This is a genomic window from Amycolatopsis saalfeldensis, from assembly GCF_900110575.1.
Lineage (GTDB): Bacteria > Actinomycetota > Actinomycetes > Mycobacteriales > Pseudonocardiaceae > Amycolatopsis > Amycolatopsis saalfeldensis.
Map to the genome: position 1 here is coordinate 153,205 of NZ_FOEF01000005.1, position 26,437 is coordinate 179,641.

The 26,437-nt window shown below is 71.4% G+C and carries 29 protein-coding genes and 1 riboswitch; of the genes, 13 read left to right on the top strand and 16 right to left on the bottom strand.

Annotated features, from left to right (window positions below):
- Window positions 1-573 (bottom strand): TetR/AcrR family transcriptional regulator, encoded by a 573-nt coding sequence (locus tag BMY97_RS14025; protein WP_091617246.1) that lies wholly within the window; start codon window positions 571-573, stop codon window positions 1-3.
- A gap of 106 nt (window positions 574-679) precedes the next feature.
- Between BMY97_RS14025 and BMY97_RS14030 the strand changes: the two genes are divergently transcribed.
- Window positions 680-1,594 carry an SDR family oxidoreductase gene (locus tag BMY97_RS14030; protein WP_091617247.1) on the top strand — a complete coding sequence of 305 codons (915 nt, stop codon included), beginning with the start codon at window positions 680-682 and terminating at the stop codon, window positions 1,592-1,594.
- Between the two features lie 436 nt (window positions 1,595-2,030).
- Entirely contained in the window at window positions 2,031-2,252 is a 222-nt protein-coding gene (locus BMY97_RS14035; protein WP_091617248.1) for a hypothetical protein, read from the top strand.
- Between the two features lie 9 nt (window positions 2,253-2,261).
- On the opposite strand, the gene BMY97_RS14040 is transcribed toward BMY97_RS14035, so the two are convergent.
- From BMY97_RS14040 to BMY97_RS14065, 6 genes are all read right to left on the bottom strand, one after another.
- Complete coding sequence (locus tag BMY97_RS14040; protein ID WP_091617249.1) at window positions 2,262-2,927, bottom strand: hypothetical protein; 666 nt, start codon at window positions 2,925-2,927, stop codon at window positions 2,262-2,264.
- A gap of 252 nt (window positions 2,928-3,179) precedes the next feature.
- Entirely contained in the window at window positions 3,180-4,064 is an 885-nt protein-coding gene (locus tag BMY97_RS14045; protein ID WP_091617250.1) for a hypothetical protein, read from the bottom strand.
- Window positions 4,061-4,540 (bottom strand): DUF6932 family protein, encoded by a 480-nt coding sequence (locus tag BMY97_RS14050; protein ID WP_091617251.1) that lies wholly within the window; start codon window positions 4,538-4,540, stop codon window positions 4,061-4,063. The genes BMY97_RS14045 and BMY97_RS14050 overlap by 4 nt, the downstream gene beginning before the upstream one ends.
- 72 nt (window positions 4,541-4,612) lie before the next feature.
- Window positions 4,613-5,053 carry a LapA family protein gene (locus tag BMY97_RS14055; RefSeq protein WP_091617252.1) on the bottom strand — a complete coding sequence of 147 codons (441 nt, stop codon included), beginning with the start codon at window positions 5,051-5,053 and terminating at the stop codon, window positions 4,613-4,615.
- A gap of 6 nt (window positions 5,054-5,059) precedes the next feature.
- A complete protein-coding gene (locus BMY97_RS14060; protein ID WP_091617253.1) occupies window positions 5,060-5,806 on the bottom strand; it encodes an OmpA family protein in 747 nt (248 codons plus the stop codon).
- Between the two features lie 124 nt (window positions 5,807-5,930).
- Window positions 5,931-6,758 (bottom strand): SGNH/GDSL hydrolase family protein, encoded by an 828-nt coding sequence (locus tag BMY97_RS14065; protein WP_091617254.1) that lies wholly within the window; start codon window positions 6,756-6,758, stop codon window positions 5,931-5,933.
- Between the two features lie 276 nt (window positions 6,759-7,034).
- Between BMY97_RS14065 and BMY97_RS14070 the strand changes: the two genes are divergently transcribed.
- Window positions 7,035-7,703 carry a DUF3159 domain-containing protein gene (locus tag BMY97_RS14070; RefSeq protein WP_091617509.1) on the top strand — a complete coding sequence of 223 codons (669 nt, stop codon included), beginning with the start codon at window positions 7,035-7,037 and terminating at the stop codon, window positions 7,701-7,703.
- A 107-nt stretch (window positions 7,704-7,810) separates the two neighbouring features.
- Here BMY97_RS14070 and BMY97_RS14075 read toward each other — a convergent pair whose 3' ends face one another.
- Together BMY97_RS14075 and BMY97_RS14080 are read right to left on the bottom strand one after the other, a co-directional pair.
- The gene (locus BMY97_RS14075) at window positions 7,811-8,803 is read right to left on the bottom strand and encodes an N-acetylglucosamine kinase (RefSeq protein WP_091617255.1); all 993 of its coding nucleotides are present in this window, start codon (window positions 8,801-8,803) and stop codon (window positions 7,811-7,813) included.
- Window positions 8,800-9,843: an SIS domain-containing protein gene (locus BMY97_RS14080; RefSeq protein ID WP_177231336.1), complete on the bottom strand. Its 1,044-nt coding sequence runs from the start codon at window positions 9,841-9,843 to the stop codon at window positions 8,800-8,802. The genes BMY97_RS14075 and BMY97_RS14080 overlap by 4 nt, the downstream gene beginning before the upstream one ends.
- A 145-nt stretch (window positions 9,844-9,988) precedes the next feature.
- Here BMY97_RS14080 and BMY97_RS14085 point away from each other — a divergent pair, with 145 nt between their 5' ends.
- Both BMY97_RS14085 and BMY97_RS14090 read left to right on the top strand, forming a co-directional pair.
- Window positions 9,989-10,744: a GntR family transcriptional regulator gene (locus tag BMY97_RS14085; RefSeq protein ID WP_091617257.1), complete on the top strand. Its 756-nt coding sequence runs from the start codon at window positions 9,989-9,991 to the stop codon at window positions 10,742-10,744.
- A gap of 70 nt (window positions 10,745-10,814) precedes the next feature.
- Window positions 10,815-12,368, top strand: a complete 1,554-nt coding sequence (locus BMY97_RS14090) for an MFS transporter (RefSeq protein WP_091617258.1) — start codon at window positions 10,815-10,817, stop codon at window positions 12,366-12,368.
- A 6-nt stretch (window positions 12,369-12,374) separates the two neighbouring features.
- Here BMY97_RS14090 and BMY97_RS14095 read toward each other — a convergent pair whose 3' ends face one another.
- Complete coding sequence (locus tag BMY97_RS14095; RefSeq protein WP_091617259.1) at window positions 12,375-13,319, bottom strand: threonine ammonia-lyase; 945 nt, start codon at window positions 13,317-13,319, stop codon at window positions 12,375-12,377.
- A 155-nt stretch (window positions 13,320-13,474) separates the two neighbouring features.
- Here BMY97_RS14095 and BMY97_RS14100 point away from each other — a divergent pair, with 155 nt between their 5' ends.
- Complete coding sequence (locus tag BMY97_RS14100; RefSeq protein ID WP_091617260.1) at window positions 13,475-14,299, top strand: hypothetical protein; 825 nt, start codon at window positions 13,475-13,477, stop codon at window positions 14,297-14,299.
- Between the two features lie 6 nt (window positions 14,300-14,305).
- Here the strand turns inward: BMY97_RS14100 and thiE are convergent, their stop codons facing one another.
- Complete coding sequence (gene thiE / locus BMY97_RS14105) at window positions 14,306-14,971, bottom strand: thiamine phosphate synthase (protein ID WP_091617261.1); 666 nt, start codon at window positions 14,969-14,971, stop codon at window positions 14,306-14,308.
- Between the two features lie 30 nt (window positions 14,972-15,001).
- A riboswitch (TPP riboswitch) is annotated at window positions 15,002-15,107 on the top strand.
- Between thiE and thiO the strand changes: the two genes are divergently transcribed.
- The 4 genes from thiO to BMY97_RS14125 all read left to right on the top strand — a co-directional run bounded on the left by thiO (window position 15,102) and on the right by BMY97_RS14125 (window position 17,765).
- Window positions 15,102-16,178: a glycine oxidase ThiO gene (thiO, locus tag BMY97_RS14110; protein WP_091617510.1), complete on the top strand. Its 1,077-nt coding sequence runs from the start codon at window positions 15,102-15,104 to the stop codon at window positions 16,176-16,178. Its footprint overlaps the riboswitch before it by 6 nt.
- Window positions 16,178-16,378: a sulfur carrier protein ThiS gene (gene thiS / locus BMY97_RS14115; protein WP_091617262.1), complete on the top strand. Its 201-nt coding sequence runs from the start codon at window positions 16,178-16,180 to the stop codon at window positions 16,376-16,378. The genes thiO and thiS overlap by 1 nt, the downstream gene beginning before the upstream one ends.
- 2 nt (window positions 16,379-16,380) lie before the next feature.
- Window positions 16,381-17,142 carry a thiazole synthase gene (thiG, locus tag BMY97_RS14120; RefSeq protein WP_091617263.1) on the top strand — a complete coding sequence of 254 codons (762 nt, stop codon included), beginning with the start codon at window positions 16,381-16,383 and terminating at the stop codon, window positions 17,140-17,142.
- Between the two features lie 191 nt (window positions 17,143-17,333).
- The gene (locus BMY97_RS14125) at window positions 17,334-17,765 is read left to right on the top strand and encodes a MarR family winged helix-turn-helix transcriptional regulator (protein WP_091617264.1); all 432 of its coding nucleotides are present in this window, start codon (window positions 17,334-17,336) and stop codon (window positions 17,763-17,765) included.
- A gap of 3 nt (window positions 17,766-17,768) precedes the next feature.
- Here BMY97_RS14125 and thiD (BMY97_RS14130) read toward each other — a convergent pair whose 3' ends face one another.
- Window positions 17,769-18,602 carry a bifunctional hydroxymethylpyrimidine kinase/phosphomethylpyrimidine kinase gene (gene thiD / locus BMY97_RS14130; RefSeq protein ID WP_091617265.1) on the bottom strand — a complete coding sequence of 278 codons (834 nt, stop codon included), beginning with the start codon at window positions 18,600-18,602 and terminating at the stop codon, window positions 17,769-17,771.
- 112 nt (window positions 18,603-18,714) lie between these two features.
- Between thiD (BMY97_RS14130) and BMY97_RS14135 the strand changes: the two genes are divergently transcribed.
- Window positions 18,715-19,734 (top strand): phosphatidylinositol-specific phospholipase C domain-containing protein, encoded by a 1,020-nt coding sequence (locus BMY97_RS14135; protein ID WP_091617266.1) that lies wholly within the window; start codon window positions 18,715-18,717, stop codon window positions 19,732-19,734.
- 44 nt (window positions 19,735-19,778) lie between these two features.
- Here the strand turns inward: BMY97_RS14135 and BMY97_RS14140 are convergent, their stop codons facing one another.
- Window positions 19,779-20,705: an NADP-dependent oxidoreductase gene (locus tag BMY97_RS14140; protein WP_091617267.1), complete on the bottom strand. Its 927-nt coding sequence runs from the start codon at window positions 20,703-20,705 to the stop codon at window positions 19,779-19,781.
- 101 nt (window positions 20,706-20,806) lie between these two features.
- Here BMY97_RS14140 and BMY97_RS14145 point away from each other — a divergent pair, with 101 nt between their 5' ends.
- Window positions 20,807-21,202 (top strand): winged helix-turn-helix transcriptional regulator, encoded by a 396-nt coding sequence (locus tag BMY97_RS14145; RefSeq protein ID WP_091617268.1) that lies wholly within the window; start codon window positions 20,807-20,809, stop codon window positions 21,200-21,202.
- 3 nt (window positions 21,203-21,205) lie between these two features.
- On the opposite strand, the gene BMY97_RS14150 is transcribed toward BMY97_RS14145, so the two are convergent.
- The 3 genes from BMY97_RS14150 to thiC are packed head-to-tail and all read right to left on the bottom strand — an operon-like array spanning window position 21,206 to window position 23,958.
- Window positions 21,206-21,418, bottom strand: a complete 213-nt coding sequence (locus tag BMY97_RS14150; protein ID WP_091617269.1) for a hypothetical protein — start codon at window positions 21,416-21,418, stop codon at window positions 21,206-21,208.
- A 43-nt stretch (window positions 21,419-21,461) separates the two neighbouring features.
- Window positions 21,462-22,280 carry a bifunctional hydroxymethylpyrimidine kinase/phosphomethylpyrimidine kinase gene (gene thiD / locus BMY97_RS14155; RefSeq protein ID WP_091617270.1) on the bottom strand — a complete coding sequence of 273 codons (819 nt, stop codon included), beginning with the start codon at window positions 22,278-22,280 and terminating at the stop codon, window positions 21,462-21,464.
- A gap of 34 nt (window positions 22,281-22,314) precedes the next feature.
- On the bottom strand, window positions 22,315-23,958 hold the full coding sequence (gene thiC / locus BMY97_RS14160) for a phosphomethylpyrimidine synthase ThiC (protein ID WP_177231337.1): 1,644 nt from the start codon (window positions 23,956-23,958) through the stop codon (window positions 22,315-22,317).
- Window positions 23,959-24,249: 291 nt separating this feature from the next.
- On the opposite strand from thiC, the gene BMY97_RS14165 reads away from it, so the two are divergent.
- Window positions 24,250-26,424: a glycoside hydrolase family 15 protein gene (locus BMY97_RS14165; RefSeq protein WP_091617271.1), complete on the top strand. Its 2,175-nt coding sequence runs from the start codon at window positions 24,250-24,252 to the stop codon at window positions 26,422-26,424.
- Window positions 26,425-26,437: the final 13 nt, after the last annotated feature.

The window sequence follows — 26,437 nt, forward strand, 5'->3', positions numbered from 1 at the left end:
TCAGCCGAGTTCTGCGGCGGTGGCGCGCAGTTCGTCGACCGCCTGGTGGGCGAGTTTCGCGTAGGCCTCGCCGGCCTTCGGCTCGATCCAGCGGGTGAAGGCGAGGTGCAGGGCGAGGCCGCCGAATTCGGCGGCGAGGTTCGCGACCGGTTCCGGGTCCCCGCGCTCGCGCAGGGCGGCGGCCATGGCCGTGGTCAGGACGGTGCCCTTGAGCAGTTCTCGTTCCCGCAGCTCGACGTTGGCCGCGATGATCGCCTGGCGCTCCCGGGCCAAGACGCGCCGCTCGTCGTCGAAGATCGAATCGAGTGCCGTCAGCGCGGCGGTGATCGCTTCGAGCGGGGTCGCGGACGTCGGTGCGGCGGCGATCGCCTCGGCGATCAGCCGGGTGAGCTGCTCCTGGCCGCTGAACAGCAGCTCCCGCTTGTCGGCGAAGTGCCGGAAGAAGCTCCGCTTGGTCAGGCCCGCGCGCTCGGCGATCTCCGCGACGGTGGTGCCGTCGTAACCGCGCTCGCGGAACAGCTCGAGGGCGGCCAGCTCCAGTCGCTCACGTGCGTTCGGTTCCCATCGGCCCATGTCCGCATTCTAGGTGATGGCACCCGGTGTCGTCCGATGCTATAGTCATGGCACCAGGTGTCATCACCTGGACGGGCCGCGGCCCGTTTTCCCAGGAGGAGTTCTCATGCGGGTTTTCATCACCGGCTCGTCCGGTCACGTCGGCTCGGCCGTGGTCGCCGAACTCGTTTCGGCCGGGCACGAGGTCGTCGGCCTGGCCCGGTCGGACGCGTCGGCCGCCAAGGTCGAGGCGCTCGGCGCCGAGGCGCGCCGCGGCGACCTGGACGACCTCGAAGGCTTGCGCGAAGCCGCTTCGGCGGCCGACGGCGTCATCCACCTCGCCTTCAAGCACGAAGCGATGATGAGCGGCGACTACGAGACCGCGATCAAGGACGACCTGACCGTCGTGCGGGTTCTGGGCGAAGCGCTGGCCGGTACCGGGAAGCCGTTGGTGACGACGTCGGGGACGGCCATGCTCGCCGGCGCCGGGCTGGGGCGCGCCATCACGGAGGAGGACACGCTCGAGTCGGGGCCGCGGATCGAGTCGGAGAACACCGTGATCGGTTTCGCCGAGCGGGGCGTCCGGTCCTCGATCGTCCGGCTCCCGCCGACTGTGCACGGCCCGCTGGACCGCCACGGCTTCGTCAAGATGCTGGTCGAAACCGCCCGTGCGAAGGGAATCTCCGGCTACGTCGGCGACGGCGCCAACCGCTGGCCCGCCGTCCAGACCACGGACGCCGCCCGCCTTTACCGGCTGGCATGGGAATCCGCCCCGGCCGGCTCGCGGCTGCACGCGGTGGACGACGAGGGCGTCCCGCTGCGCCGGATCGCCGAGGTCATCGGCCGGCGCCTGGGCGTGCCCGTCGCCCCCATCGCCGACGAGGCCGCGCCGGCGCACTTCGGCTTCCTCGCCCCGATCGTCGCGGCCGACAACCCCACGTCCAGCGCCCGCACCCGCAAGCTGCTGGACTGGGCGCCGGAACTGCCCCGCCTGCTCGCCGACCTCGAACTCGACCACTACTTCGCGGTGGCCGCGGTTTAGCCCGCTCTCGGGCGGCGCCGGTCCGGTGGCGCCTGAATCCGTTTCACCAGCGTTTCCGCAGGTGGTCCATACCCTGGCCGGGCATCCTTAGTGGTTTCTTAGCGTGATCGGAACGGGGCCGCGTAGGGTCCGTCCGGTGCCGGGGGAGCCCTAGGGGAGGGGCAGGCTGGGAAGCCGGCACCACGGCCCCGCGACCGTCCGCGGCCCGGGTCCGGAAGAGCCGCCAGGAGCGGTTCGGTGGCGGTTGGCCGGCCGAAATGGGGGTAGGCCGGCCGGCCGCCAGGCCGCACTCTGCTGGTCTCGGACGGTGCTGGTCTCGGACGGTGCCGGTCTCGGACGGTGGTTGTCTCGCGCGGCGGTGGTCGAGGGCAGTAGTTGTCCCGCGCGATGTGCTCAACGAGTACCGTTCGCGCCGCCCGGCTGGGATCATCGGCCGATGATCCTGTTGCCGATGCCGAGCAGCCCGGCCTTCATGATCTTCTTCGCCACGCTCTACGGCGGCTTCGGCGGCCTCCTGGTTTACGGCGGGCTGGCGTTCAGCGGGCTGTGGCCCATGCTGATCATGGGCGTACCGCTGGTCGTGCTCGCGGTGATCATCTTCGTGCTGGCGATCCGTTCCGTCCGGAAGGGACACGGGTGGTTTCGGCCCATGAGGTGACGCGCCCGGCTAACCCACGTTGGCCGTGCACAGCGCGATCGTCGTGCCGCTGTTCTCCGCGACGGTCTTGCCGTCGACCACGATGGCGCAGCTGATCTCATTGCTGACGCCCGCGTTCGAGCTGTCGGCGGTGAGGGACAGGATCGGCGCGCCACCGTTGTAGGAGGCCTTGCCGTGCCACTGGTCGGTGCTCGGGGGAGCCGAATCGGTGCGCTGGTCATTCAGCGTGCCGTAGCGGACGGTCGCGCCGCCGGCCGAGGTGACCACGTAGTCCACCGAATGCTTGTCGCCGGAGACCGGCGGCAGGTGTAGCTCGCTCGCGCCGCCCGCGCCGAAGGCCGACGGGAACAGCAGCATCGCGCCGGACAGCAGGGCCGCGGCCACCGACACCAGCAGGCTGAGCACGGCGAGGCCGCGTCCCCGCACCACGTTGCGGCCGGCCAGCACCAGGCCGACGAGCGAAAGGACCAGGCCGACGCCCACAAGCGGCCACGCGAGGTAGCTGTAGTCCGGCATGAAGGCCACAAGAATCGCCGCGAGACCGCACAGCAGGGCGATCACGGCGAAGAAGTTCAGCTTGGGTCTGGCCGGCGCGCGGCGCTGCGTGACGGAGACGGGCGCGGGCGGGCGGCCGTGGCGTGCGGGGGCAGGCGGGTACCGGGGGTCGGACGTCATGCGTGGGGCCCTTCGGGTTGAAGTGCGACGACGTTAACCCAAAAGCATGGCGGTAGACGAAATCGTTACATACTGGAAAACGTCAGCATTTCACCGCTTCGGCCGGACTCCGGTCATTTACTGGCGCCACGCCCCCATGATGACCTGCTGGAACGTGCCCGAAAAGGATATTCCGCCATGATCAAAATAGGGCGTACGCAGGGTAGGTGAAATCCCCGCGGAATTCACGGTGGTGAATGGCAGCGGGATCAATCAATGATCGAAGAGGTTCACTTCGGGCGTGATCTCCAGCAGCTCGTGCACCGGACGCCCACGCCGGCCGTCGATGGTGGTCGTGCGCACCACGCGCAGCCGCGCCGTCACCGGGCGGTCGAGGTTCTCCTTGATCTGGTCCAGCAGGTCCGGCGCCACCGCGCCCTGGATCGTCCCGCCCGATTCGCGCTCCAGATAGAAGATCCGCCGTCGCGTGCGGACGCCGTCGAGCCGTCCGCTCACCGTCTCGTAGCCGACGGCCTCGCGCGATTCCCGCAGGCTGCCCTGCAGCACCCGCGCCTGTTCCGTGGTCATGCTGCGCGTCAGCTGCTCGCCCGCCGTGGGCGTGAGCGCCATGCCGATGCCGGCGTGTTTGCTGACCGCGTTGACGACGTCGCTCACCGCGTTGCGGACCGTGTCGCGCTGCAGCAGCACGGCGTCGAGCGCGCCGTCGTCGGAGCCGTTCGCCGGGAGGAAGTCGCACAGTTCCTTGACCGCGCGCTCGGACAGCGTCTCGATCCCGTCGTGGATCAGCGCGTCTTCGAGGGCCGGCTCGGGGAAGCCGAAGAAGATCGCGTTGCCCGCCTGGCCGCGCTGGATCAGCGGCGCCTTGTCCCGGTCGGCCTGCTGGACGAACGTGACCTCATTGGACGGATTGCGGATGATGTGGCCGATTTTCGCCGTCGCGTCCTGCAGTGCGCGGCTGATGTCGGAGAAGGTGTACGCGTCTATGTGCGTCTCGCCGATCACCGAGACGTGCAGCAGCGGCGAGCGCGAAGTGCGCTCGAACTTCGCGTTGGCCGCCATCGCGGACGCGCGGGCCAGGTCGTCGAGCCAGGTGCCGCCGGGGACCTCGTCGGCGATGCGGCGGAACTCGTTCCTCACCAGACCATCTCCGGGAACCCCTTGCCGCCGTCGGCCCACACGGCCTCCCACACGTCCTCGTCCCCCGGCCGGCACAGGAATCCGTCGAGCATGCCGCCGACCGGCTGCACCTGGTCGAGGTACATCGCGGGCTGCCCGACGATGATGCCGCGCAGGGTGAGCAGGCCGTACAACGCGGTGCGCCCGTGGTCGTCGAGCCGCTTGAGCGCGCCCCACTCGTCCGGGATCAGCACGACGTCGAGGCCCTGCGGCGGGTGTGGCGTCGTCCGTGTCACGAACGCGCCGCTGACCCACGCGCGCCCGGACGAGATCACCCGACGGGCGACACCGAGGTAGCTGTTGAGGGCGCTGAACAGGATCTCGCGCTCGTTCTGATACGGCGCGTCGAAGACCAGCCGCTCGTAGACATCGGCCAGGTCCGCGGGGTGACGGCCCGGCGGCAGCAGGTTCTGCGGCGTCCAGTGCGGGAGCGCCATCGGACCTCCTGACCTCGTCCGGGGCTCGCCGGCTCCCGCTCACAGTGCGTAGCCGAACTTACCAGGTGGGTGTCAGCCACCGCGCCCAGGCTGCCGTGGTGAAGGCCGGTCCGTCCGCAGCCACTCGCCGGTCGTCTCCGCGTCGGTCTCCGCCGCGGCGGGCCAGCCGAGATCACCCGACAGGCGCGCTTCGGGCTCCGGCAGGCGGCCCTCGGAGTGGTCCTCCGGCTCGTAGGGCTCGTCGGGGTCGACCTCCGGGTAGTCGTTGTAAACGCGCTCGGGCTGCTGCGGGTCCTCGTGGTCGTAACGGCCGACCGGGATGTACTGCGTCCGCTCGGCCTCCAGCGGCGCCGGCACGTCGAGCGGTTCCTCATCCACCTCGTCGTAATCGTGGATTTCGTGCTCCGCCAACGGTTTCGGCCGCGCCGCGCGCATCAGCAGCCACATCACCGCGGCCCCGAGCAGGAACGCGATGAGCAGCCAGAGCCAGATCTGCCCGAAGAGCCAGAGCATCCGCCGTCACCTCTCTTCGACTGTGATCTCGACGCGCCGGTCGTCGCCGCCGGAGCCGCCGCCCGGTGCGGTCACGCTGGTGCCGCGGGCGAGGAGCCGGTTCGCGGGCACGCCCTCGTCCGTGAGCAGCCGCACGACGGTCCGTGCGCGGTTCTGCGCGAGCTTGAGCGCGGCGGTTCGCCCGCCCGGTCCGTCGGCGACGTGCCCGGTGATGCGGTAGCGCAGGCTGTCCGGCGCGGCCGAAAGCAGCTTCGCGATTCCCCGCGCGGCCTGGTCACCCTCGTCGGTGAGCTGCGCGCTGTCCGGCTTGAACGTGACGGGGGTGCTCGCCAGCTGCTTGTCCAGCGCGTCCTGCATACCGGCGCGGTCCGTCGGCGGCGCGGGCGGTGGGGTCGGGGTGGCGCTCGGGCTCGGCGGCGCGCTGGTGGTGGGCGGCGCGCTGCTCGGCGACGGCGCGGGCGTGGACGGCGTGCCCCCGCCGGAGACCTGCGCGGATTGGACCCCGTCCACTCCCCGGACGATGCCGAGCGCGCGGCCGGCCTGCTCGGCGGGGAAGCCGGACAGCGTCGCTTCGCGCCCGGAGAATGTCACGTCGCCGCCGGTGATCCCGGCCGCGGTGAGCGCGGAGCGTGACCGCTCGCCGAGGCCGGACTCGATGCCGGACCCGCTCACCCACGTCGCCAGCCCCGCGAGCAGGGCCGTCACGACCACCGCGAGGGGGATCAGGCGGAGCCAGCCGCGTGCACCGGACATAAGGGGACCATAGGCCGGTGCACTCCCGTTGGCGACCTGGTCGGGCCCGCCGTTCGGGTGGCCCTTCCTGCGTGGAAGGCCCCCTCACGAAGGCGAGGGGGCCGACCGGGAAGGGGAAACGGCGTCAGGACGCGGCGGCGTTGTCGCGGAAGTTGCGGACCTCGATTTCCAGCGCGGCGGCCTCCGCTTGCACGAGCGGGGACAGCTGCGGCCGCTTCGGTGACAGTCCGTCACCCATGGACTCGCCCTTGATCTGGCGGCGGATCCACGGCAGCAGGTGCGTCTTGGTCCAGGTGAGGTCCGAGCGGCGGGAGGTGATCCAGGTGGCCGGCTCGGTGCTCGCGGGGTACGGCACGCGCCAGTCCTCGTCCACGGGCACGCCCAGCACCTCGGCGGTGTGCAGCGCGATGCGGCGGTGCGCGTCCGGCGTGAAGTGCAGCCGGTCGTCGCTCCAGGCGCGGCGGTCGTGCAGCGGCTCCATCGCCCACAGGTCGACCATCTTCGCGCCGTGGCGCTCCGCGATCGCCCACAGGTGCGCGTTGTAGATGCCGACCTTGCCGCGCAGCACGCTCATCACGGACAGGGACTTGGTGTCGGGGCCGTTGAAGATGACCACCGGGATGCCGGCCGCGCGCAGCTTCGCCACCCCGGCCTCGAGGCGGGCGGCCACGGCGTCGACGTCCGCGCCCGGCACGATGATGTCGTTGCCGCCGGCGCACAGGGTGACCAGGTCGGGCTTCAGCTCGAGCGCGATGGGCAGCTGCTCGTCGATGATCTCGTCGAGCATTTTGCCGCGCAGGGCCAGATTGGCGTATTGGAAACCCGGCTCACCCCCGGAGAGGACCTCCGCGAGCCGATCCGCCCAGCCCCTGAAGGAGCCGTCCGGCAGTCCGTCGTTGAGGCCTTCGGTGAAGCTGTCACCGATAGCCACGTAACTGTCGATTCCGTACACGCTGGGTTCCCCTTCCCATCTCGCCGCGCTTGCCCCCGACATGTAGTTGTACACCCCAACTAACAGTCGGACGTCCCCGTATCCTTCCCGGAAGCCACCCCTGATTCAGCTGGATGTCACAGTCTCTTACCTTGTCGGTCCGATTCGCCCCCGTATTACGCGAACTTCACCACTCGGCAGGCCCGTGAACCGCTCGCCCGGGGGCCAATCGGACATCCGATGTGGTGAAGGTCTCCCGGCCGGGAGGGTCCGGCCGGGATCCGGCAGGCTGTGAATGTGACCGACGAGACGACGCCCGCGCGCGAATCGCTCACGCAGATCCTCGGCGGCCGGCGAGGGGCGATCGACGCGAGCATCCCGCCGGCTGCCTTCGTGATCGGCTGGCTCGTGACCGGGCGTTCGATCGCGTGGGGCGCCGGCGTCGCGATCGTCGTCGCGGTGCTGCTCGGCGGCTACCGGGTGGTGCGCGGCGGCAAGGCGCGCGCGGTGGTGGTGAGCCTCGCCGCGGTGGTGATCGCCGCGCTGATCGCGCTGCACACCGGGCGCGCGGAGGACTTCTTCCTGCTTCAGCTGCTGTCCAACGCGGCGAGCGCGCTGCTCTTCGCGGCCAGCATCGTGGTGCGCTGGCCGTTGCTCGGCGTGATCGTCGGGCTGCTGCTCGGCCAGAAGACCCGCTGGCGCCGCGACCCCGCGCTGCTGCGCGCCTACTCGTGGGCGAGCTGGGTGTGGGTGCTGCAGTACCTGCTGCGCGTGGTGGTCTACGGCCTGCTGTGGTGGGCCGGGCAGGTGGTCGTGCTCGGCATCGCGCGCACCGTGCTTTCCTGGCCGCTGGTGGCGGCGACGGTCGCGGTGAGCGGCTGGGTGCTGTACAAGTCGCTGCCGCCGGAGCATCCGGGCCTGCGCCTGGCCCGCGAACCCGGGGCGGACGAGCGACCCGGGACATAAGGCGGCCCCCGGCGAGGGGGGAGGGTCCGGGGGCCGGTGCCTACGGTACCCGGATCACCGGGCCTGAGTCGACGCTTTCGACCCTTTGAACCAATTTTCGGTCGCATTCACTCCCGGGAAGGCCGCGGGGCCGTCTCGCCCCACGCGTCGACCGCGGCCAGCCAGGTGGCCCCCAGTACCCCGTCGGAGCTGGTCAGCACGTCGAGTCCGGCGAGACCGGCCCGTACGGCGGCGCCGACCGGACTGTCCTCGGCGAGCACGCTGCCCACGAGAACCAGGGGGGTCGACTCGCCGGGCTCGCGCGTGGCGAGCGCCAGCGAGACCAGGAAATCGGCCGCGCGGGCGACGATCTCCATCGCGGCGGGCTCCCCGGCGATGGCCGCGGCGCTCACGAGCGGAGCGAACCGGGCCAGCCGGACGGGCGGTTCGGCGTTGGCCTTCGTGATGAGCGCGCTCGCGGTGGCGACGCGGTCCGCCTCCGTCTCCACGGGTCCGATGTGGAAAGTCGCCTGACCGGAAGCGGGAGAGTCCACAGCGGACGGTCCGGCCGCGGCCGCGAGCACGGCGGCCGGCAGCCCGGTGAGGTCGGCGCCGCCGCGCAGTGCGGCCAAAGTGGACCGCACCGCCTCGCGGCCGAGCCAGTACGCCGAGCCCTCGTCGCCCAGCAGCCAGCCGTAGCCGCCCGCTCTGGCCGCGGTGCGGCGTTTGCGGATGCGGCAGGCGATCGAGCCGGTGCCGGCGACGAGCACGGTGCCGTCCGGGGCCGACGTCGCCGACGCGTACGCGACCTCGGCGTCGGCCACCGTGCGGACCACGCCGCCGAGCCCGACCCGCTGCCACGCCGCGTCGAACACCGCCGCGACGGCCGGGTCGGAGAGCTTGCTCACCCCGGCCATGCCGACCACGGCGGCGACCACGCCGGTCCGCCCGCCGAGCGCGGCGGCGATGGCGTCCGCGATCCGGCCGGCCGCCACCTTGGGTGCGTGGGCGTTCGGGTTCGCGCCCTCGCCGGCGGCCGAGCCCAGCACAACGCCGGCGGCGTCGACCACGATCGCCCGGGTCGACGTGCCGCCGGCGTCCACGCCTACGACGAAGCTCACCGGGTCTTGGTGACCTTCAGCAGGCCGCGCGGGCTGTCGGGGTCGCCGCCGCGGGCGAGCGAGAGGCCCAGCGCGATCCGCTGGATCGGCAGGATCTCCAAGATCGGCGCGAGTTCTTCGGCCGACGGCGCCACCGGGATCCGCAACGCGGCCGGCACGTCCGCGGAGGCCGAGCCCACCGCGAGCACGTCCGCCCCGCGCTTGCCGACGGCGTCGAGCACCTCGGCCATCGCGTGGCCGCCGTGGCCGGCGCTGGTGACCGCGAGCACCGCGGTCTCTCCGTCGACAGCCGCGACGGGACCGTGAAGCAGGTCCGCTCCGCTGTACGCGCGGGCCGCGAGGTAACTCGTCTCGGCCAGCTTCAGCGAGCCCTCCAGCGCGGTCGCGTACGAGTAGCCGCGGCCGGTGGTGAGCACGCGGTCGACGAAGCGGTAACGGTCCACCGCGCGCTGTACGCCTTCGGCCGCGCCGTCGAGCGTCTGCTGTGCCAGCTCGCCCAGCTTCTCCGCGTCGGCACCCTTGCCGCCGCGGATGGCGTCGATGAACAGGTACAACGCGAGCAGCGTCGCGGAGTACGTCTTGGTCGCCGCGACGGCCTTCTCGACGCCGGCACCGATGTCCACGCCCAGCTCCGCCGCCGCGCGCAGCGGCGAATCGAGCGTGTTCGTGACGGAGACGGTCAGCGCGCCTTGCCGACGCGCCGCCTCGGTTACCTCGATCAGGTCCGGGGAGCCGCCGCTCTGGCTTACGGTGACGAAGAGCACGTCACGCAGATCCGGGCGCGCGCCGTAAAGGGTTGCGGTGGACGGCGACACTAGACCCGCGGGCAGGCCAAGGAGTACCTCGATCAGGTACTTCGCGTACAACGCAGCGTGATCACTGGAACCACGGGCGGCGAGCAGAGCGAAACGCGGGGGGTTTTGTGAAATCTTTTCAGCTACTTCCGCAATTCCGGCCTGCCGCTCGACGAGCCCGGCCAGTACGGCAGGCTGCTCCGAGATTTCCGCGGCCATGTGCTCGCCGGGATGTTGTTGGGTCATCACTTTCCTCTCCGCCGGGAACGAGGTCCCGGGTTGTGCAAAGCGGCGTGCGGTCAGGTCTAGACCAATGCTAGCCGGGCGGAGCGTTTGTGGTGAAGGGTACGTTTCCTGATGGGGAAGTGGCGCGTTAGTGAGGGAGCCGTTCATGTTGGAGACATCCCCCGCGGGTGAGGCGGGGACAGCGGCGGGTGTGCGCGGGCAGCGCGAACCCAAGTACTGGGCGCTGAAGCAGCACCTGCTGGACCTGCTCGACGCCTTGCCGCCGGGCTCGCCGATCCCGACGGAGCGGGCGCTGGCGGGCGAGTTCACCGTGTCCCGCACGACGGTGCGCCAGGCGCTGGCGGACCTGACCGCCGAGGGCCGGCTGCACCGCGTCCAGGGCAAGGGCACTTTCGCCGCCGAGCCGAAGCTCGCGCAGCGGCTCCAGCTCTCGTCGTACACGGAGGACATGCGCAAGCAGGGCCTGAAGCCGTCGTCGAAACTGCTCGAGGTCGAGGAGCTGGCCGTCGAGGGCGAGCTGTCGAAGCTGCTGGCGATCCGCGCGGGCGCGAAGATCCTTCGCCTCCGGCGGCTGCGGCTGGCCGATTCCCAGCCGATGGCGTTGGAGACCACGCACCTGCCGCTCGGCCGGTTCCGCGGGCTGCGCAAGCACATCACGGCGGGCGGCTCGCTGTACGCGGTCCTGCGCGAGCACTACGGAGTCGAGCTGGAGCGCGCCGAGGAGACGATCGAGACCTCGCTCGCCGGGCCGCAGGAGGCCGAGATGCTCGGCGCGGACGTCGGCATGCCGGTGCTGATGCTGACCCGCCACTCGTTCGCCACCGACGGCAAGCCGGTGGAGTTCGCCCGGGCGATCTACCGCGGCGACCGCTACAAGTTCGTCACGACGCTGCTTCCGTAAGCCCGATTCGGGTGCTTGCGCCCGAACCGCCGCCGGGCCACCGTGTGCGCATGAACCTGAAACGTGCCCGGTGACCGCGGCCGAGGCCACCGGGATCCGCTGGGGCACCCCGATGGCGAGGGGCGTGCTCTGGACGACGATCCTCGGCTCGGGCATGGCGATGCTCGACGGCAGCGTCGTCAACGTCGCGCTGCCGCGGATCGGCGAGGAGCTGCAGGCCTCCGTCGCGGGCCTGCAGTGGATCCTCGACGGCTACCTGCTCGCGCTGGCCGCCCTGATCCTGGTCGCGGGCTCCCTCGGCGACCGCTACGGGCGGCGGCGCGTGTACCTCGTGGGCGTGGTGTGGTTCGGCGTCGCCTCCGGGCTGTGCGCCGCCGCGACGTCCACCGAGATGCTGGTGGCGTTCCGCATCCTGCAGGGCATCGGCGGCGCGCTGCTCACCCCCGGCTCGCTGGCGATCCTGCAGTCCTCGTTCGCGCACGACGACCGGGCCCGCGCGATCGGCGCGTGGTCCGGGCTCGGCGGCATCGCCTCGGCCGTCGGCCCGCTGGTCGGCGGCCTGCTGGTGCAGGTCTGGTCGTGGCGGCTGGCGTTCCTGATCAACCTGCCGGTGGCCGTGATCGTGGTGCTGATGGCGCGCCGTTACGTGCCGGAGTCGCGAGACACCGCCGCCACCGGCCACCCGGACTTCGGCGCCGCCGCGCTCGGCGCCCTCGGGCTCGCCGGGGTGACGGGCGCGCTCGTGGAGGCGCCCGGCCGCGGCATCGGCGACCCGATCGTGCTGGTCGCGCTGGTCGTCGGCGTGCTGGGGCTCGGCGCGTTCGTCTGGCTCCAGCACCGCTCGCGCGAGCCGCTGGTGCCGCCCTCGCTGTTCCGCGACCGCACGTTCACGCTGTCCAACGCGCTGACGTTCGTGGTCTACGCCGGGCTCGGCGGCGTGCTGATGCTGATGGTGATGCAGCTGCAGGTCTCGCTGGGCTACTCGCCGACCGCGGCCGGGCTCGCGGGGCTGCCGATCACGATCATCATGCTGCTGCTCTCGGGCCGCTCCGGCGCGCTCGCGCAGCGCATCGGGCCACGGCTGCAGCTGGTCGTCGGCCCGATCGTGGTGGGGGCCGGGATGCTGCTGCTGATGCGCGTCGGCCCCGGCTCGTCCTATCTCGGCTCGGTGCTGCCCGCCGTGGTCGTGTTCGGCCTCGGCCTGGCGACGGTGGTGGCCCCGGTGACCGCGACGGTGCTCGCGGCGGCCCCGGACCGCTACGCCGGCGTCGCGTCCGGGGTCAACAACGCGATCGCCCGATCGGGTGGACTTCTGGCGGTGGCCGTGCTGCCCGCCGCGGCCGGGCTGACGGGTTCGGCCTACCGCGACCCGGTCGCGCTGACCGCGGGCTGGCGGATGGCGCTGCTGATCTGCGCCGTGCTGGCGGTGGCCGGCGGCCTCATCGCGTTGGGGATTCACAACGGCGTGCTCGGCGCCGGGCCCGCCGAGACCGACGCCGCCGACGCCGACGACACCGCGGCTGCCACGACGCATCCGGCCGAGGAGTCACCGCACCCGGGCGATTGCTTCCACTGCGGCGTCGAAGGCCCGCCGACCTACATCCGTCCGGTGAAGAGCTCGTAAGCCCTGCTACGCGAGCAGCTCCGCCAGCAGCGCGGGGTCGATGTTCCCGCCGGAGACCACGGCCACGGTGCGCCCGCCCGGCAGCTCGCCGGAGTGGTGCAGGAACGCGGCGGTGGCGGTCGCCCCGCTCGGCTCGGCGACCAGGCGGGCCTGGCGGGCAAGGGCGCGCACGGTGTCGCGGATCTCGTCCTCGGTCACCGTGACGATGCCGTCGAGCACCTTCCGCAGGTGCGCGAACGTGAGCTCGGAGGGCTGCGCGCGCAGGCCGTCGGCGATGGTCCGGGCTCGCCGCTCCATCGGCCACTCGACGCGCCGGCCGATCCGGAGGCTCTCGGCCGAGTCCCCGGCCAGCTCCGGCTCGACGCCGTAGACCTTCGCGCCCGGGCGCAGCGCCTTGATCGCCGTGCCGATGCCCGCGGCGAGGCCGCCGCCGCTCACCGGCACCAGCACGGTTTCGACATCCGGCAGGTCGGCGGCGATTTCCAGGCCGATGGTGCCCTGGCCGGCGATCACGTCGAGGTGATCGAACGGCGGGATCAGGGTCAGCCCGCGCTCCCGCGCGATGGCCAGGGCGGCCGGGGCCTGCTCGGCGATGGGCACCTCCACGACCTCCGCGCCCCACCGGCGGGTGGCGTCCACCTTGAGCCGGGGCGCCACGTCCGGCACCACGATCACGGCCGGGATCCCGAAGGCGTGCGCCGAGTAGGCCACCGCCTGCGCGTGGTTACCACTCGAATACGCGACGACGCCGCGAGCGCGGTCCGCGTCTTCGAGCGCGGCGATCGCGTTGTACGCGCCGCGGATCTTGAACGCGCCGATCTGTTGCAGGCTCTCGGGTTTCACCCACAGCTCACCGGAAGCCCAGGGCTGGCGAAGCAGCGGAGTGCGCACGGCGGTGCCCGCCACCCGATGGGCGGCCGCCTCGATTTCGGAGATCGTCACGAGTCGCATGTGCCGATTATGTCAGGAGAATGTGAGCTTTAGTCCGTCCACTATGGATAGTCAACGTGGCGTCGCTCACCTCTGGGCAACGAAGGGAGTCCCCCGGACGACTTACACGTTGGAACCATCAAGGGAAAACTGGGCGGGACAAGCAGATCGGGATCATGAGCGAGGAGCAAGAGAAGGCGTCCGGGCAGAACGCCAAGAAGGGTTTGCGGCTGACGCCGGTGCTCGCCGCCGCGCTCGCGGCGGTGACGGCGGCATTGCTGGGCTCGACGCTCGGCGTGGCCGGGACGGTCGTCGGCGCCGGGGTGGCGAGCATCGTCACCACCGTCGGCGGCGAGCTGTACCTGCGTTCGCTGCAGCGCACGCGTGACGCCGCGCTGAAGGCGCGCTCCGTGCTGGCCACGGCCGGGCAGCGGCGCGGCACCAGCGGCGGCTTGGAGCCGGTGGAGGACCCGGCCCAGCTGCCGACGATGTACCTGTCGACCCGTATCCCGGCCGACCCGTCGGAAATGCCGACGGTGCGACTCTCGAAGCCCACCGGCCCGGAGAACACCAGCGCGGGGGAGACCGAGCCCGAGCCGGCCGGTTCGCTCGCCGACAAGCTCCGGAAGCTGCGCTGGCCCTTGATCATCGGCACCAGCGTGGTCGCCACGGCCATCGCGATCGTGTTCATGCTCGGCCTGGAAGGCGCCACGAACGGCAAGGCCGGCGCGGGCTTCTACCACAAGCCGGACACCAGCCAGCAGCAGAACCGCGAGGACACCACGCCGACGACGTCGCAGAACACCGCGCCGCCGACCGAGACTTCGTCCGGCACGCCGACGTCCTCGGAGCAGCCGCCCACGTCGTCCACCACGTCGATCTCGCCGACCACGGACAGCAACCCGCCGTCGACCTCGGCGCCGAGCACCGGGACGTCGCAGCCGCCGACCCAGCAGAGCCAGCCGACGAAGGCCGGTGCGCCGACGAACGCGAACTCCTGACGGCGCTCAGCCCAGGCGGCTCTTCAACGTCCGGGCCGCGGCCTTCGGGTCCTCGGCCTCGGTGATCGCGCGGACCACCACGATCCGCGACGCGCCGGCGTCGAGGACCTCGGGCAGCCGCTCCAGGTCGATTCCGCCGATGGCGAACCAGGGCCGCCGCGGCCCGGCCGCCGCGGTCGCGCGCACCAGGTCGAGGCCGGGGGCGAACCGGCCGGGCTTGGTCGGCGTCGGCCAGCACGGGCCGGTGCAGAAGTAGTCCACGCCGTCCTCGGCCTCGGCCGCCCGGGCCTGCTCGACCGAATGCGTCGAACGGCCGATCACCACGTGTTCGCCGAGGATCCGGCGGGCCAGCGGCACCGGGATGTCGTCCTGGCCCAGGTGGAACACGTCGGCGCCGACGGCGAGGGCGACGTCCGCGCGGTCGTTCACGGCCAGCAGCGCGCCGTGCCGTGCGCAGGCCTCCGCGAGCACTTCGAGTGCCGCGATCTCCTGCTTCGCTTCGAGTGGCGCACCGTTCGTCTTGTCGCGCAGCTGGACGATGTCGACTCCGCCGGCGAGCGCGGCGTCGACGAACTCGGCCAGGTCGCCGCGGGACGCGCGGGCGTCGGTGCACAGGTACAGCCGGGCGTCGGCCAGACGCGCGCGGATCCGGTCTCCGGTCAAGGCGGGCATGGCGGCGACGTTACCCGCGCGCTACGGTGGACTGGTCCGCACGGGAGCCCGGGACACGGGCTGAGAGGGAGCTGCCGCTCCGACCGTGGAACCTGATCCGGGTCATGCCGGCGCAGGGAGCGTGATCCCCTTGAACGAGAACTTGACCGTCGTCGGCGGCGGTGTGATCGGGCTGTCCGCGGCCTGGCGCGCGGCCCGGCGCGGCCACCACGTCACGGTCTTCGACCCCGAGCCCGCGCGCGGCGGGGCGTCCTGGCTGGCCGGCGGCATGCTGGCGCCGGTGACCGAGGCGTGGCCCGGCGAGGAGCACGTGCTGAGCCTCGGCGAGGAGTCGCTGCGGCGCTGGCCGGCCTTCGCCCGCGAGCTGGCCGAAGAGGGCGCCGACCCGGGCCTGGCCGGGCACGGGACGATCGTCGTCGCGTTCGACAGCGCCGACGCCGGGCACCTGGACATCCTGGCCGACTACCTGCGCTCGCTGGGCCGCGACGTCGAGCAGCTCACCGGGCGGGAGGCGCGGCGGCTCGCGCCGGGCGTCGGCGCCGTCCGCGGCGGCCTGCACGTGCCCGGCGACCTGGCCGTGGACAACCGGAAACTGCTCACCGCGCTGTTCGACGCCTGTGTCCGGCGCGGGGTGGAATTCCGCCGGGAACGGGTGGAGAGCCTCGACGGCCTGGGGCCGGTGGTGCTCGCCGCCGGGGCCTGGACCGGGCGGCTGCACCCGCTGCTGGAGTCCGCCGTCCGGCCGTTGAAGGGCGAGATCCTGCGGCTGCGCCCGCGCCGGGGCTGCCTGCCGCCCCCGCCGTACACCGTGCGCGCGATGGTCGAGGGCCGGCCGATCTACCTCGTCCCGCGCGCCGACGGCGAGCTGGTGCTGGGCGCGACGCAGTACGAAGCGGGATTCGACCAGGCCGTCACCGCGCGCGGGGTGCGTGAGCTGCTGGAAGGCGCGGAACGGATCCTGCCCGGCATCACCGAGTACGAGCTGGTCGAAATCGCCGCCGGGCTGCGGGCCGCGAGCCACGACGCCCTCCCGTACGTCGGGGAGCTGGGCGAAGGCGTCTTCGCGGCGACCGGGCACCATCGCAACGGGCTGCTGATGGCCCCCGTGACCGCGGACGCCGTGGTCGCGTGGCTGGCCGGGGAGCCGCCGCCGGACGAGATCGGCGCGGCCACGCCCGCCCGCCTGTTGGAGAAGGAGCGAGTCTGATGGAGATCAAGGTCAACGGCAGCTGGTGCGAGTTCCCGGACGACACCACGGTGGCCGACGTGCTCGACGCGAAGGGGGCCGCGCGCCAGGGCGTGGCCGTCGCGGTGAACGGCGAGGTCGTCCCGCGCGGCGCGTGGGCGGGTTCCGTGGTGCCGAAGGGCGCGAGCATCGACGTGCTGACCGCGGTCCAGGGAGGTTGAGCATGACGGACGGGGACCAGCTGGTCATCGGCGCGCACAAGCTTTCGTCACGGCTGATCATCGGGACCGGGGGCGCGGCGAACCTCGCCGTGCTGGAACGGGCGCTGGTCGCGTCCGGCACCGAGCTGACGACGGTCGCGATGCGCAAGGCGGACGCCGAAGGCGGTTCCGGGGTGCTCGCGCTGCTGCGGCGTCTCGGCATCGGGCTGCTGCCGAACACCGCGGGCTGCCGGACGGCCGCGGAGGCCGTGCTGACCGCGCGGCTGGCGCGCGAGGCGCTGGAGACGGACCTGATCAAGCTCGAGGTCCACGCCGACGACCGCACCCTGCTGCCGGACCCGGTCGAGACGCTGGACGCCGCCGAGCAGCTCGCCGCCGACGGGTTCACCGTGCTCGTGTACACGAACGACGACCCGGTGCTCGCGCTGCGCCTGGAGGAGGCCGGCTGCGCGGCGGTGATGCCGCTGGGCGCGCCGATCGGCACCGCGCTGGGCATCCGGAACCCGCACAACATCGAGCTGATCGTCTCGCGCGCCTCGGTCCCCGTGGTGCTGGACGCGGGCATCGGCACCGCCTCCGACGCCGCCTTGGCCATGGAACTCGGCTGCGATGCGGTGCTTCTGTCGACGGCGGTGACCCGCGCGTCCGACCCGGAGCGCATGGCGTCGGCAATGCGTTCCGCCGTGGTGGCCGGTCGCCTGGCCCACGGCGCCGGGCGGGTGCCGCAGCGGTTCTGGGCGCAGGCGTCCAGCCCGCCCCGGTGAGCCGGGCGTGTCCACTGTGAATTGACCGGCCGGGCGCAAACGGGTAAGCCGATAGGTGCGTTCGGACCGCGTCGAGTGTGGAGAGTGGTGATTCAGCCCGCGTTTAACGCGGATCGAGCACGGTCAGGCCGTATGGTTGACGGCACCTTTCCGGCGCACCAGCGGCGGGCAAAGCGGCAAAGGAGCCAGCCGTGACCCTCACCTCGGTCCAGGATGTCTCGGGCAGGCTGTACCTCGCCGTCGGCCGGCTTTCCCGATCGCTGCGGCAGGCGGGGGTCCCCGGGCCCGGCCACGGCGCCATCTCGGCGCTCGCCACGCTGGTGCACTCCGGGCAGCTGCGCCTCGGCGACCTCGCGGCGAAGGAAGGGGTCGCGGCGGCCACCATGTCGCGCATCATCGCCACGCTCGTCGAGTCCGGGTACGTGACACGCGAGTCCGACCCCGTCGACCGGCGCGCCTGGCTCGCCCGCGCGACGGAGGAGGGCGAGCGGCTCGTCTCCGGCGTCCGGTCCACCCGGGTGCAGGAGCTGAACCGTCGCCTCGACCGGCTCGCCCCCGAGGACCGAGAGGCCCTCACGGCCGCGCTGCCCGCGCTGGAAGCCTTGCTCTCCGACGAAGCCTGACGCCTACCGTTCCTCCGGGGCCAGCCGCCAGAAAGCCGACACGGGCCCGATCTTCGCGCCCATCGGGTACGCGTGCTCGACGGCGTGGGAGACGAACCACTTGCCGTACCGGGCGGCCTCCACCACGGACATGCCCTTGGCGAGGCCGGCCGTCAGCGCGGACGCCATCGTGTCGCCCGCGCCGTGGGTGTGGGGCGTCTCGTAGCGGCGGCCGGGCAGCTCCACGAACGACGAGCCGTCGAAGAGCAGGTCGACGCACTCCGGGTCGGACCGCAGGTGGCCGCTCTTGACCAGGACGTACTTCGGGCCCAGCCGGTGCAGCGTCACGGCGGCGGCGCGCATGCCCTCGCGGTCGGTGACGGTCAGGCCGGTGAGCAGCCGTACCTCGTCGAGGTTCGGGGTCAGCACGGTGGCGCGCGGTAGCAGCTCGTCGCGCACCGCCGCGAGGCCCGCGTCGTCGAACAACGGCTTGCCGTGCATCGACGCGGCCACCGGGTCGACCACGAAGGGGACTCTCGCGTCGCGCCCGATCTCCGCCCGGTCACAGGCCGCGGCCACCGCGTGGATGATCTCCGCGGACGCCAGCATGCCCGTTTTCGCCGCGCCCACGCCCATGTCCGTCGAGACGGCCTCGATCTGCCCCGCCACGATGTGCGGCGGGATGTCGGTGCGGTCGTGCACGCCGAGCGTGTTCTGCACCGTCACGGCGGTGACGGCGACGAGCCCGTGCACCCCGCAGGTGAGGAACGTGCGCAGGTCCGCCTGCAGCCCGGCGGCTCCGCCCGAGTCGGAGCCGGCGATGGTCAGCGCGGAGGGCGGGGCCGGGTTTTCAGTCATGGCACGTTCCGACTTCTGGTCTAGTCCATTTGGTCAGCTGTCCTTCATCCACAGTCCATCACGGTGGCACAGTGTGAAAGCCATTGCACTACCGGTGGGCGAAGGGGCCAGGATGAAGATTTCCTCAGTGGTCGTGGTGATCGGCGCGCTCGTCGCGGCGGCACTGACCGGGGCGACCGCGGCGAGCGCGGACAGCCCGAAGATCTCGCACGTGACGACGGTCGGCGTGCACAACACCTACGACCCCGCGGCGTACCCGTATCTGGCGCAGGCGCTGGACAACGGCTCGTCGCTGATCGAGCTGGACGTCTGGCCGGACATCATCACGCACGAGTGGAAGGTCAGCCACTCCAACCCGCTGGGCAACTCGAACAACTGCGTCGCCGCGTCCTCGGCCGCCGACCTCTACTCCGGTGGCACCAACAAGGACCTCGAGTACTGCCTCGACGACATCCGGATCTGGCTCGCCGCCCACCCCGGGCACACGCCGCTCACGCTGAAGCTCGAGATGAAAACGGGCTTCTCGGCCAATACCGGGCTCGGCCCGGACTCGATCGACGCCGCCTTTCGCGCGCACCTCGGCGGCGCCGTGTTCAAGCCCGCGGACCTGCTCGGCAGCTACGCGACCCTCGACGATGCGTCCAAAGCAGACAATTGGCCGAGCGTGGACTCCTTGCGCGGCAAGGTGCTGACGGAGATCATCCCGGGCACCGTCGAGGAGGGGAACCCGACCGACACCCTGCACACCGACGTCGAGTACGGGAACTACCTGCTGGCGCAGAAGAACGCCGGGAAGCTGGGCGACGTCCAGATCTTCCCGACCGTGCACGGCGCGGCCGGCGGCGACCCGCGGGACAAGTACACCGCGGACCTCAAGCCGTGGTTCGTGGTCTTCGACGGTGACGCCAGCGCGTGGGTCACGCAGACCGGTCCCGGCTGGTACGACGACAACCACTACTACCTCGTGATGACCGACGGCCAGAACGTGTCGCCCGCGATCGACGACCACAACCCGACCGTCGACCAGGCCAACCAGCGCGTGGCGGACCTGGCGAAGCAGCACGCGTCGGTGGTCACATCTGATTGGACGAGCCTAACGAGTGTCCTGCCGCAGGTGCTCACCCGCGGTTGACGCCGCTTTGGGGCCACCGTTTTGCCGCGGTGGCCCCAAAGCCGTCAGACGGTGGTGAGGACCAGCTTGCCCGTGACCCGCCCGGCTTCGCCGACCTCGTGGGCCTTCGCGACGTCTTCGAGCGGGAAAGCCTGGTCGACGTGCACGGTGAGCCGGCCCGCCTCGACCAGCTCGACGAGGCCGAGCAGCCCGATCTGATCGGGCTCCACGAGAATCCCCTCCGCGCGCACGCCTCGTCGCGAAGCCTCGGCCGCGGCCCGTTCGCCGACGCCGCCGGGCACGGAGACCAGCAGGCCGCCGTCGTTCAACGAGGGCAGCCAGCGCAGGTCGTTCTCCTCGCCGACCAGCCCGAGGAGGAGGTCGACGTCCGTGGCCGTCGCGCTCTCGTCGCGGTAGTCGATCGGCTCGTCGACGCCGATAGAACGCAGGAACTCGTGCTTCGCCGCGCTGGCCGTGCCGAGCACGTACGCGCCTCGCGCCTTGGCGATCTGCACGGCGAGGTGGCCGACACCGCCCGCGGCCGCGTCCACCAGCACCCGCTGTCCACTCTGGACTCCCGCCACGTCCACGAGCGCCTGCCACGCGGTCAGCCCGGCCAGTGGCAGACCCGCGGCCTCGGCGTGCGAGATCCCGGCCGGCTTGCGCACGAAGTGCCGTGACGGCGCCGTCACGTACTCCGCGTACGCCGCCGCCTCGCGCGGAAACCACGGCATGCCAAGGACTTCGTCACCTTCGCGCACGCCGGTGGCGCCGAAGCCGACTTCCTCGACGACGCCGGAGACGTCCCAGCCGAGCATGTACGGCGGCTCGCCGAGGAACACCGGGTGGGCGCGGGTCTTCCAGTCCACGGGGTTGATGCCGGCCGCGTGCACGCGCACCAGCACCTCGGTCGGGCCCGGCACCGGGCGGGCGGCCTCGATCACCTGCAGCACCTCCGGGCCGCCGAACTCCCGCTGGGTCACCACGCGCATCTCGGTCTCTCCTTCTTGTTGTCGTTCGTGAACCGCTCTCCTATGCTCGGGTTGTTCGTCACTTTTCGCTAGAAGGCACTTCTCGGTAAAGTAGGTACCTGATGGAAACTAGCTGCGACCAGGACGGACCCTGGGATGTCTATCTGAAGAGCTGCCCGTGCCGCGACGTGCTCGACCTGCTCGCGAACAAGTGGACGGCGCTGGTCCTCGGCGCGCTCGCCCGGCGCCCGCACCGTTTCGGCGAACTGCGCCGGGCCGTCGACGGCATCAGCCAGAAGATGCTGACGCAAAACCTGCGCACCCTGGAGCGCGACGGCTTCGTCACCCGCACGGTGTACCCGACCACCCCGCCGACGGTGGAGTACGCGCTCACTGAGATGGGCGCCGAGGTCGGCTCGCACCTCATCGCCCTCAGTTCGTGGTCCCAGGCGAACTTCGACCGCATCCGCGACGCCCGCTCGACCTACGACGACCGGACGTTGGAGCCGGTCACCTAGGGCTCAGCCGAACCGTGGGCCGACGTTGAGTTCGCGGGCTCGCAGGTCCGCGAGGTCGCGGCTTTCGGCGATGCCGGGAGACGGGGTGAGTCCCGCTTTGCGGAGCAGCTTGATCACAGACGCCGGCTGGTGGGCGGTGACCAGCCGGTCGACCTCGGTTCGCAGGTCTTCGGGCAGGCTGTCCCACAGGGCGCGGGTGCTGGTTTCGTCGGTCACGGGCCCAGTGTGGCCGCCCGGCGCGCGAGCTGCCACCACACGCTCAGTCCGCGAGCCGCCAGAACGGCGAGACCGGGCCCACCCCCGCGCCGAGCGGGTACGCCTCCGCGACGCACCGTTCGATGAAGCGCTTCGCCTCCGCGACGGCCGTCGGCACGTCGGCGCCCTTCGCCAGCGAAGACGTGATGGCCGACGCCATCGTGTCGCCGCCGCCGTGGGTGTTCTCGGTGTTGATGCGGGCGCCGGTCAGCTCGATCGGCTCCGTGCCGTCGTACAGCAGGTCGACGCAGGTGTCGGTGTCGCGCATGTGGCCGCCCTTCACGAGCACCCACCGCGAGCCGAACTCCAGCAGCGCCTCGGCCGCCGCGCGCTGCGTGGCCGGATCGGTGACGGTGATGCCGGTGAGCAGCCGCACCTCGTCGAGGTTCGGCGTGATCAGGGTGGCGCGCGGGAACAGTTCGGTGCGGATCGCCTCGAGCGCTTCCTCGCGCAGCAGCGCGTGCCCGGTCATCGACGCGGCCACCGGGTCGACCACGAACGGCGTGCCCGTGTCCCGTCCGATGTGGACCTCGTCGAGCGTCTTCGCCACCGCCTGGATGATCTCGGCGGTGGCGAGCATGCCGGTTTTCGCCGCGTGCACCCCCATGTCCGAAGCGACGGCCTTGATCTGCGCGGTGACGACGTCCACCGGGATCTCGGTGAAACCCTGCACGCCCAACGAGTTCTGCACCGTGACGGCGGTCAGGGCGACCAGCCCGTGCACCCCGTTCGCGAAGAACGCGCGCAGGTCGGCCTGCACGCCCGCACCACCGCCGGAGTCGGATCCGGCGATGGTGAGGGCGGTCCTCGGAGCTGTGTTCATGGCCCCTCCGCGGGAAAGAGCACGTCGGGGCGAGTCACTGCCCGACCACGGGCAGGTACACCTTGTTGCCGTGCTCGCCGAACTCGGCCGACTTCTCCGCCATGCCGGCCTCGATGGCCTCCACAGTGGACAGACCGTGCTCCTCGGCGTACTTGCGCACGTCCTGGGTGATCCGCATCGAGCAGAACTTCGGGCCGCACATCGAGCAGAAGTGCGCCGTCTTGGCCGGTTCCGCGGGCAGCGTCTCGTCGTGGAAGGAACGCGCGGTGTCGGGGTCGAGCGACAGGTTGAACTGGTCGTTCCAGCGGAACTCGAAGCGCGCCTTGGACAGCTCGTCGTCCCACTCCTGCGCGTGCGGGTGGCCCTTGGCGAGGTCGGCGGCGTGCGCGGCGATCTTGTACGTGATCACGCCGGTCTTCACGTCGTCGCGGTTGGGCAGCCCGAGGTGCTCCTTCGGCGTGACGTAACACAGCATCGCCGTGCCGTACCAGCCGATCTGCGCGGCGCCGATGGCCGAGGTGATGTGGTCGTACGCCGGCGCGATGTCCGTGGTGAGCGGGCCGAGGGTGTAGAACGGCGCCTCGCCGGTCAGCTGCTCCTCGAGCTCGACATTCTCCTTGATCTTGTGCATCGGCACGTGGCCGGGGCCCTCGATCATCACCTGCACGTCGTGCTCGCGCGCGAGGTGCGTCAGCTCGCCGAGGGTCTCCAGCTCCGCGAACTGGGCGCGGTCGTTCGCGTCGGCGATGGAGCCGGGGCGCAGGCCGTCGCCGAGGGAGAACGTGACGTCGTACTTCCGCAGGATCTCGCAGAGTTCCTCGAAGTGCGTGTACAAAAAGGACTCCTGGTGGTGCGCCAGGCACCAGGCGGCCATGATCGAGCCGCCCCGGCTGACGATGCCGGTGACCCGGCGCGCGGTCAGCGGGATGTAACGCAGCAGCACGCCGGCGTGCACGGTGACGTAGTCCACACCCTGTTCGCACTGCTCGACGATCGTGTCGCGGTACACCTCCCACGAAAGCTTTTCCGGGTCGCCGTCGACCTTCTCCAGCGCCTGGTAGATCGGGACGGTGCCGACCGGCACGGGTGAGTTGCGGATGATCCACTCGCGCGTCTCGTGGATGCGCTTTCCGGTCGAGAGGTCCATGATCGTGTCGGCGCCCCACCGGGTGGCCCACACCATCTTGTCGACCTCTTCCTCCACAGAGGACCAGACGGCCGAGTTCCCCATGTTGGCGTTGATCTTCACCAGGAACTTCTTGCCGATGATCATCGGCTCGGACTCCGGGTGCCTGCGGTTGACCGGGATCACCGCGCGCCCGCGCGCCACCTCGTCGCGCACCAGCTCGGGGGAGCAGCGTTCGCGCGCCGCGACGAACTCCATCTCCCGCGTGATCACGCCGGCTTTCGCCCAGCCCAGCTGGGTGTTGTGGGTGCGCCCGTCGGCCCAGCCGGTGCGCAGCTGGTGAAGTCCATTGTGGACGTCGATCTTGGCGTCCGGATCGGTGTACGGACCGGAGGTGTCGTACACGTCGAAATGCTCATCGTTCGACAGGTCGACCCGCCGGGCCGGCACCCGGAGGCCGGATTCCGTCTGGTGGTAGACCTTGTGCGAACCGGTGATCGGCCCCGTGGTCACGGCAGGCGTGATGGCGGCCTTGTTCTCCAGCGTCGTCAACGACGTTCACTCCCTACGCCGGCATTACCCGGTCAGGTTCATGCGGTCGGTGACGCCGGGTGCCCACAGACAGACACCAGTCACCCTCTCAGCCCGCCAAGGCGCGAGCTCCCGCGTTTTTGAGTTGAGGTTGCGCCACCGACCATGCCACGGCGGCGCGGGCGGCACAAGGCTGTCGCCTTTCCGGCTGGTGGCTTGTTCACCGGATCGGACCATGCGAGCGGCAGGGATCGACGTAACAATCGCAGGGCTTTGCGCAACTGTGCGCGCTACGTCTCACCTGGGGTCGATATGCGAAAAGTCTTACTCCCGGCGCTGGCGACGCTGCTGGTGACCAGCCTGGTCCCCGCCGTCGCGACCGCCGCGGGCAGCGGTGGTGAAGCACCCGGCGCGCCGGGCACTCACCCGAGCTGGCTGCCCGCCGACAAAACCGGCTTCGGCACGGCACGCGAGGCCGGCAGCGACATCTGGTTCACCCTGCAGGCCGGGCGGATGTCGGAGGTCTACTACCCCGACCTGTCCACGCCGAGCGTCCGTTCGCTGGAGCTGGTGGTCAGTGACGGGCGGAGCTTCGCGACCGTCGACTCGTCCGCCCGCGCGCAGCAGGTGCGCCGCGTCGACTCCGGCAGCCTGACCTACGAGCAGACGATCACCGACGACCAGCACCGCTGGCGCCTGCGCAAGACCTACGTGACGGACCCGGCCCGGGCGAGTGTGCTGGTGGACGTCGACTTCACCTCGCTCACCGGGCGGCCGTACCAGCTGTACGCCGTCGCCGATCCGGACCTCACGAACGACGGCTCCGACGACTCGGCCCGCGCGTCCGGCCCGCTGCTCACCGCGAACGACGCGAAGACCGCGGCAGCGCTGACCGCGGCACCGTCGTTCACCAGCACGACCGTGGGCTACGACGGCGCGTCCGACGGCATCACGCAGCTGACCAAGACCCGCAGGCTGACGCCGTATGCCAGCGCCAGCAAGGGAAACGTCGTCCTGACCGGGCAGACGGCCGCCGACGGCGTGCGGTCGCGGCACGTCACGCTCGCGCTCGGGATGGGCGCGAACAGCTCCGCCGCGGCGGCCAACGCACAAGCGTCGCAACGGCGCGGCTTCCGTGACGCCGAACGCGCCTACGACCGCGGCTGGGCGGGCTACCTGCGGACGGTGAGCCGGCCGCCGTCGTCGCTGAAGACCGGGAGCGAGCGGGACCTTTACACCGCGTCCGTGCTGACGCTGGCGGCGAGCGAGGACAAGCACCACCCGGGCGCCTTCATCGCGTCGCCGAGCATGCCGTGGCGGTTCGGGAACAACGATCCGGCGTACTCGCCGTCGGGCACCTACCACCTGGTGTGGCCGCGTGACCTCTACCAGATCGCGACCGGCCTGCTGGCCGCCGGCGACCGCGCGGCCGCGAACCGGTCCGCCGACTACCTGTTCGGCACCCAGCAGCTGCCGGACGGGCACCTGCCGCAGAACAGCAACGTCGACGGCAAGCCGTACTGGACGTCCGTGCAGCTCGACGAGACGGCGTTCCCGATCGTGCTGGCGCAGCAGCTCGGGCGCGCCGACCTGTGGCCGGGAGTGAAGAAGGCGGCGGATTTCCTGCTGGACTACCGCGCGGACAACGGAAAAGCGTCGCCGTACACCCAGCAGGAACGCTGGGAGGAGCAGGACGGGTACTCGCCGTCGACGATCGCGGCGGTGCTCGCCGGCCTGGTCTGCGCGGCCGATCTGGCCTCCCGCAACGGCGCCGCGGCCGACGCCCGGCGGTACCTCGCGGCGGCGGACGCGTTCAAGGCCGGGCTGGCGAAGCAGACCATCACGACGAACGGGCCGCTGTCGAAGGACCCGTACTTCGTGCGGCTGACCAAGGACGGCGACGCGAACGCCGGGACGAAGTACAACCTCGGCAACTCGTCGGTCACCATGGACCAGCGGGCGGTGACGGACGCGGGCTTCCTCGAGCTGGTGCGGCTCGGCGTCTACGCGCCGGACGACCCGGTGATCCGCAACAGCGTCAAGGTCACCGACGCGGACATCTCGTACACCACGCCGAACGGCCAGTTCTGGCACCGCTACACCAAGGACGGCTACGGCGAGCAGGCCGACGGCTCACCTTGGGACTACACGTTCCCGTCCGAGAGCCGCACGACGTTCGGCCGGCTCTGGCCGCTGCTGGCCGGCGAACGGGGCGAGTACGAGCTGGCCGCCGGTGACCGCGCCGCCGCGGCCGGGCGGCTGCGCGACCTCGGCCGGGTGGCGAGTTCCGCGGACACCATGCCGGAGCAGGTCTGGGACGAGAACCCGCCGTCGGGCGAACCCGGTTTCGCGCCCGGCACCCCGACCGGCTCGGCGACGCCGCTGGCCTGGACCCACGCGCAGTACGTCCGCCTCGCCTGGGCGGTGCGGGACGGCTCGGTGATCGAACAGCCCGCGGTGGTGCGCTGCCACTTCCTCGGCTGCTGACCGCCCCTGGGTG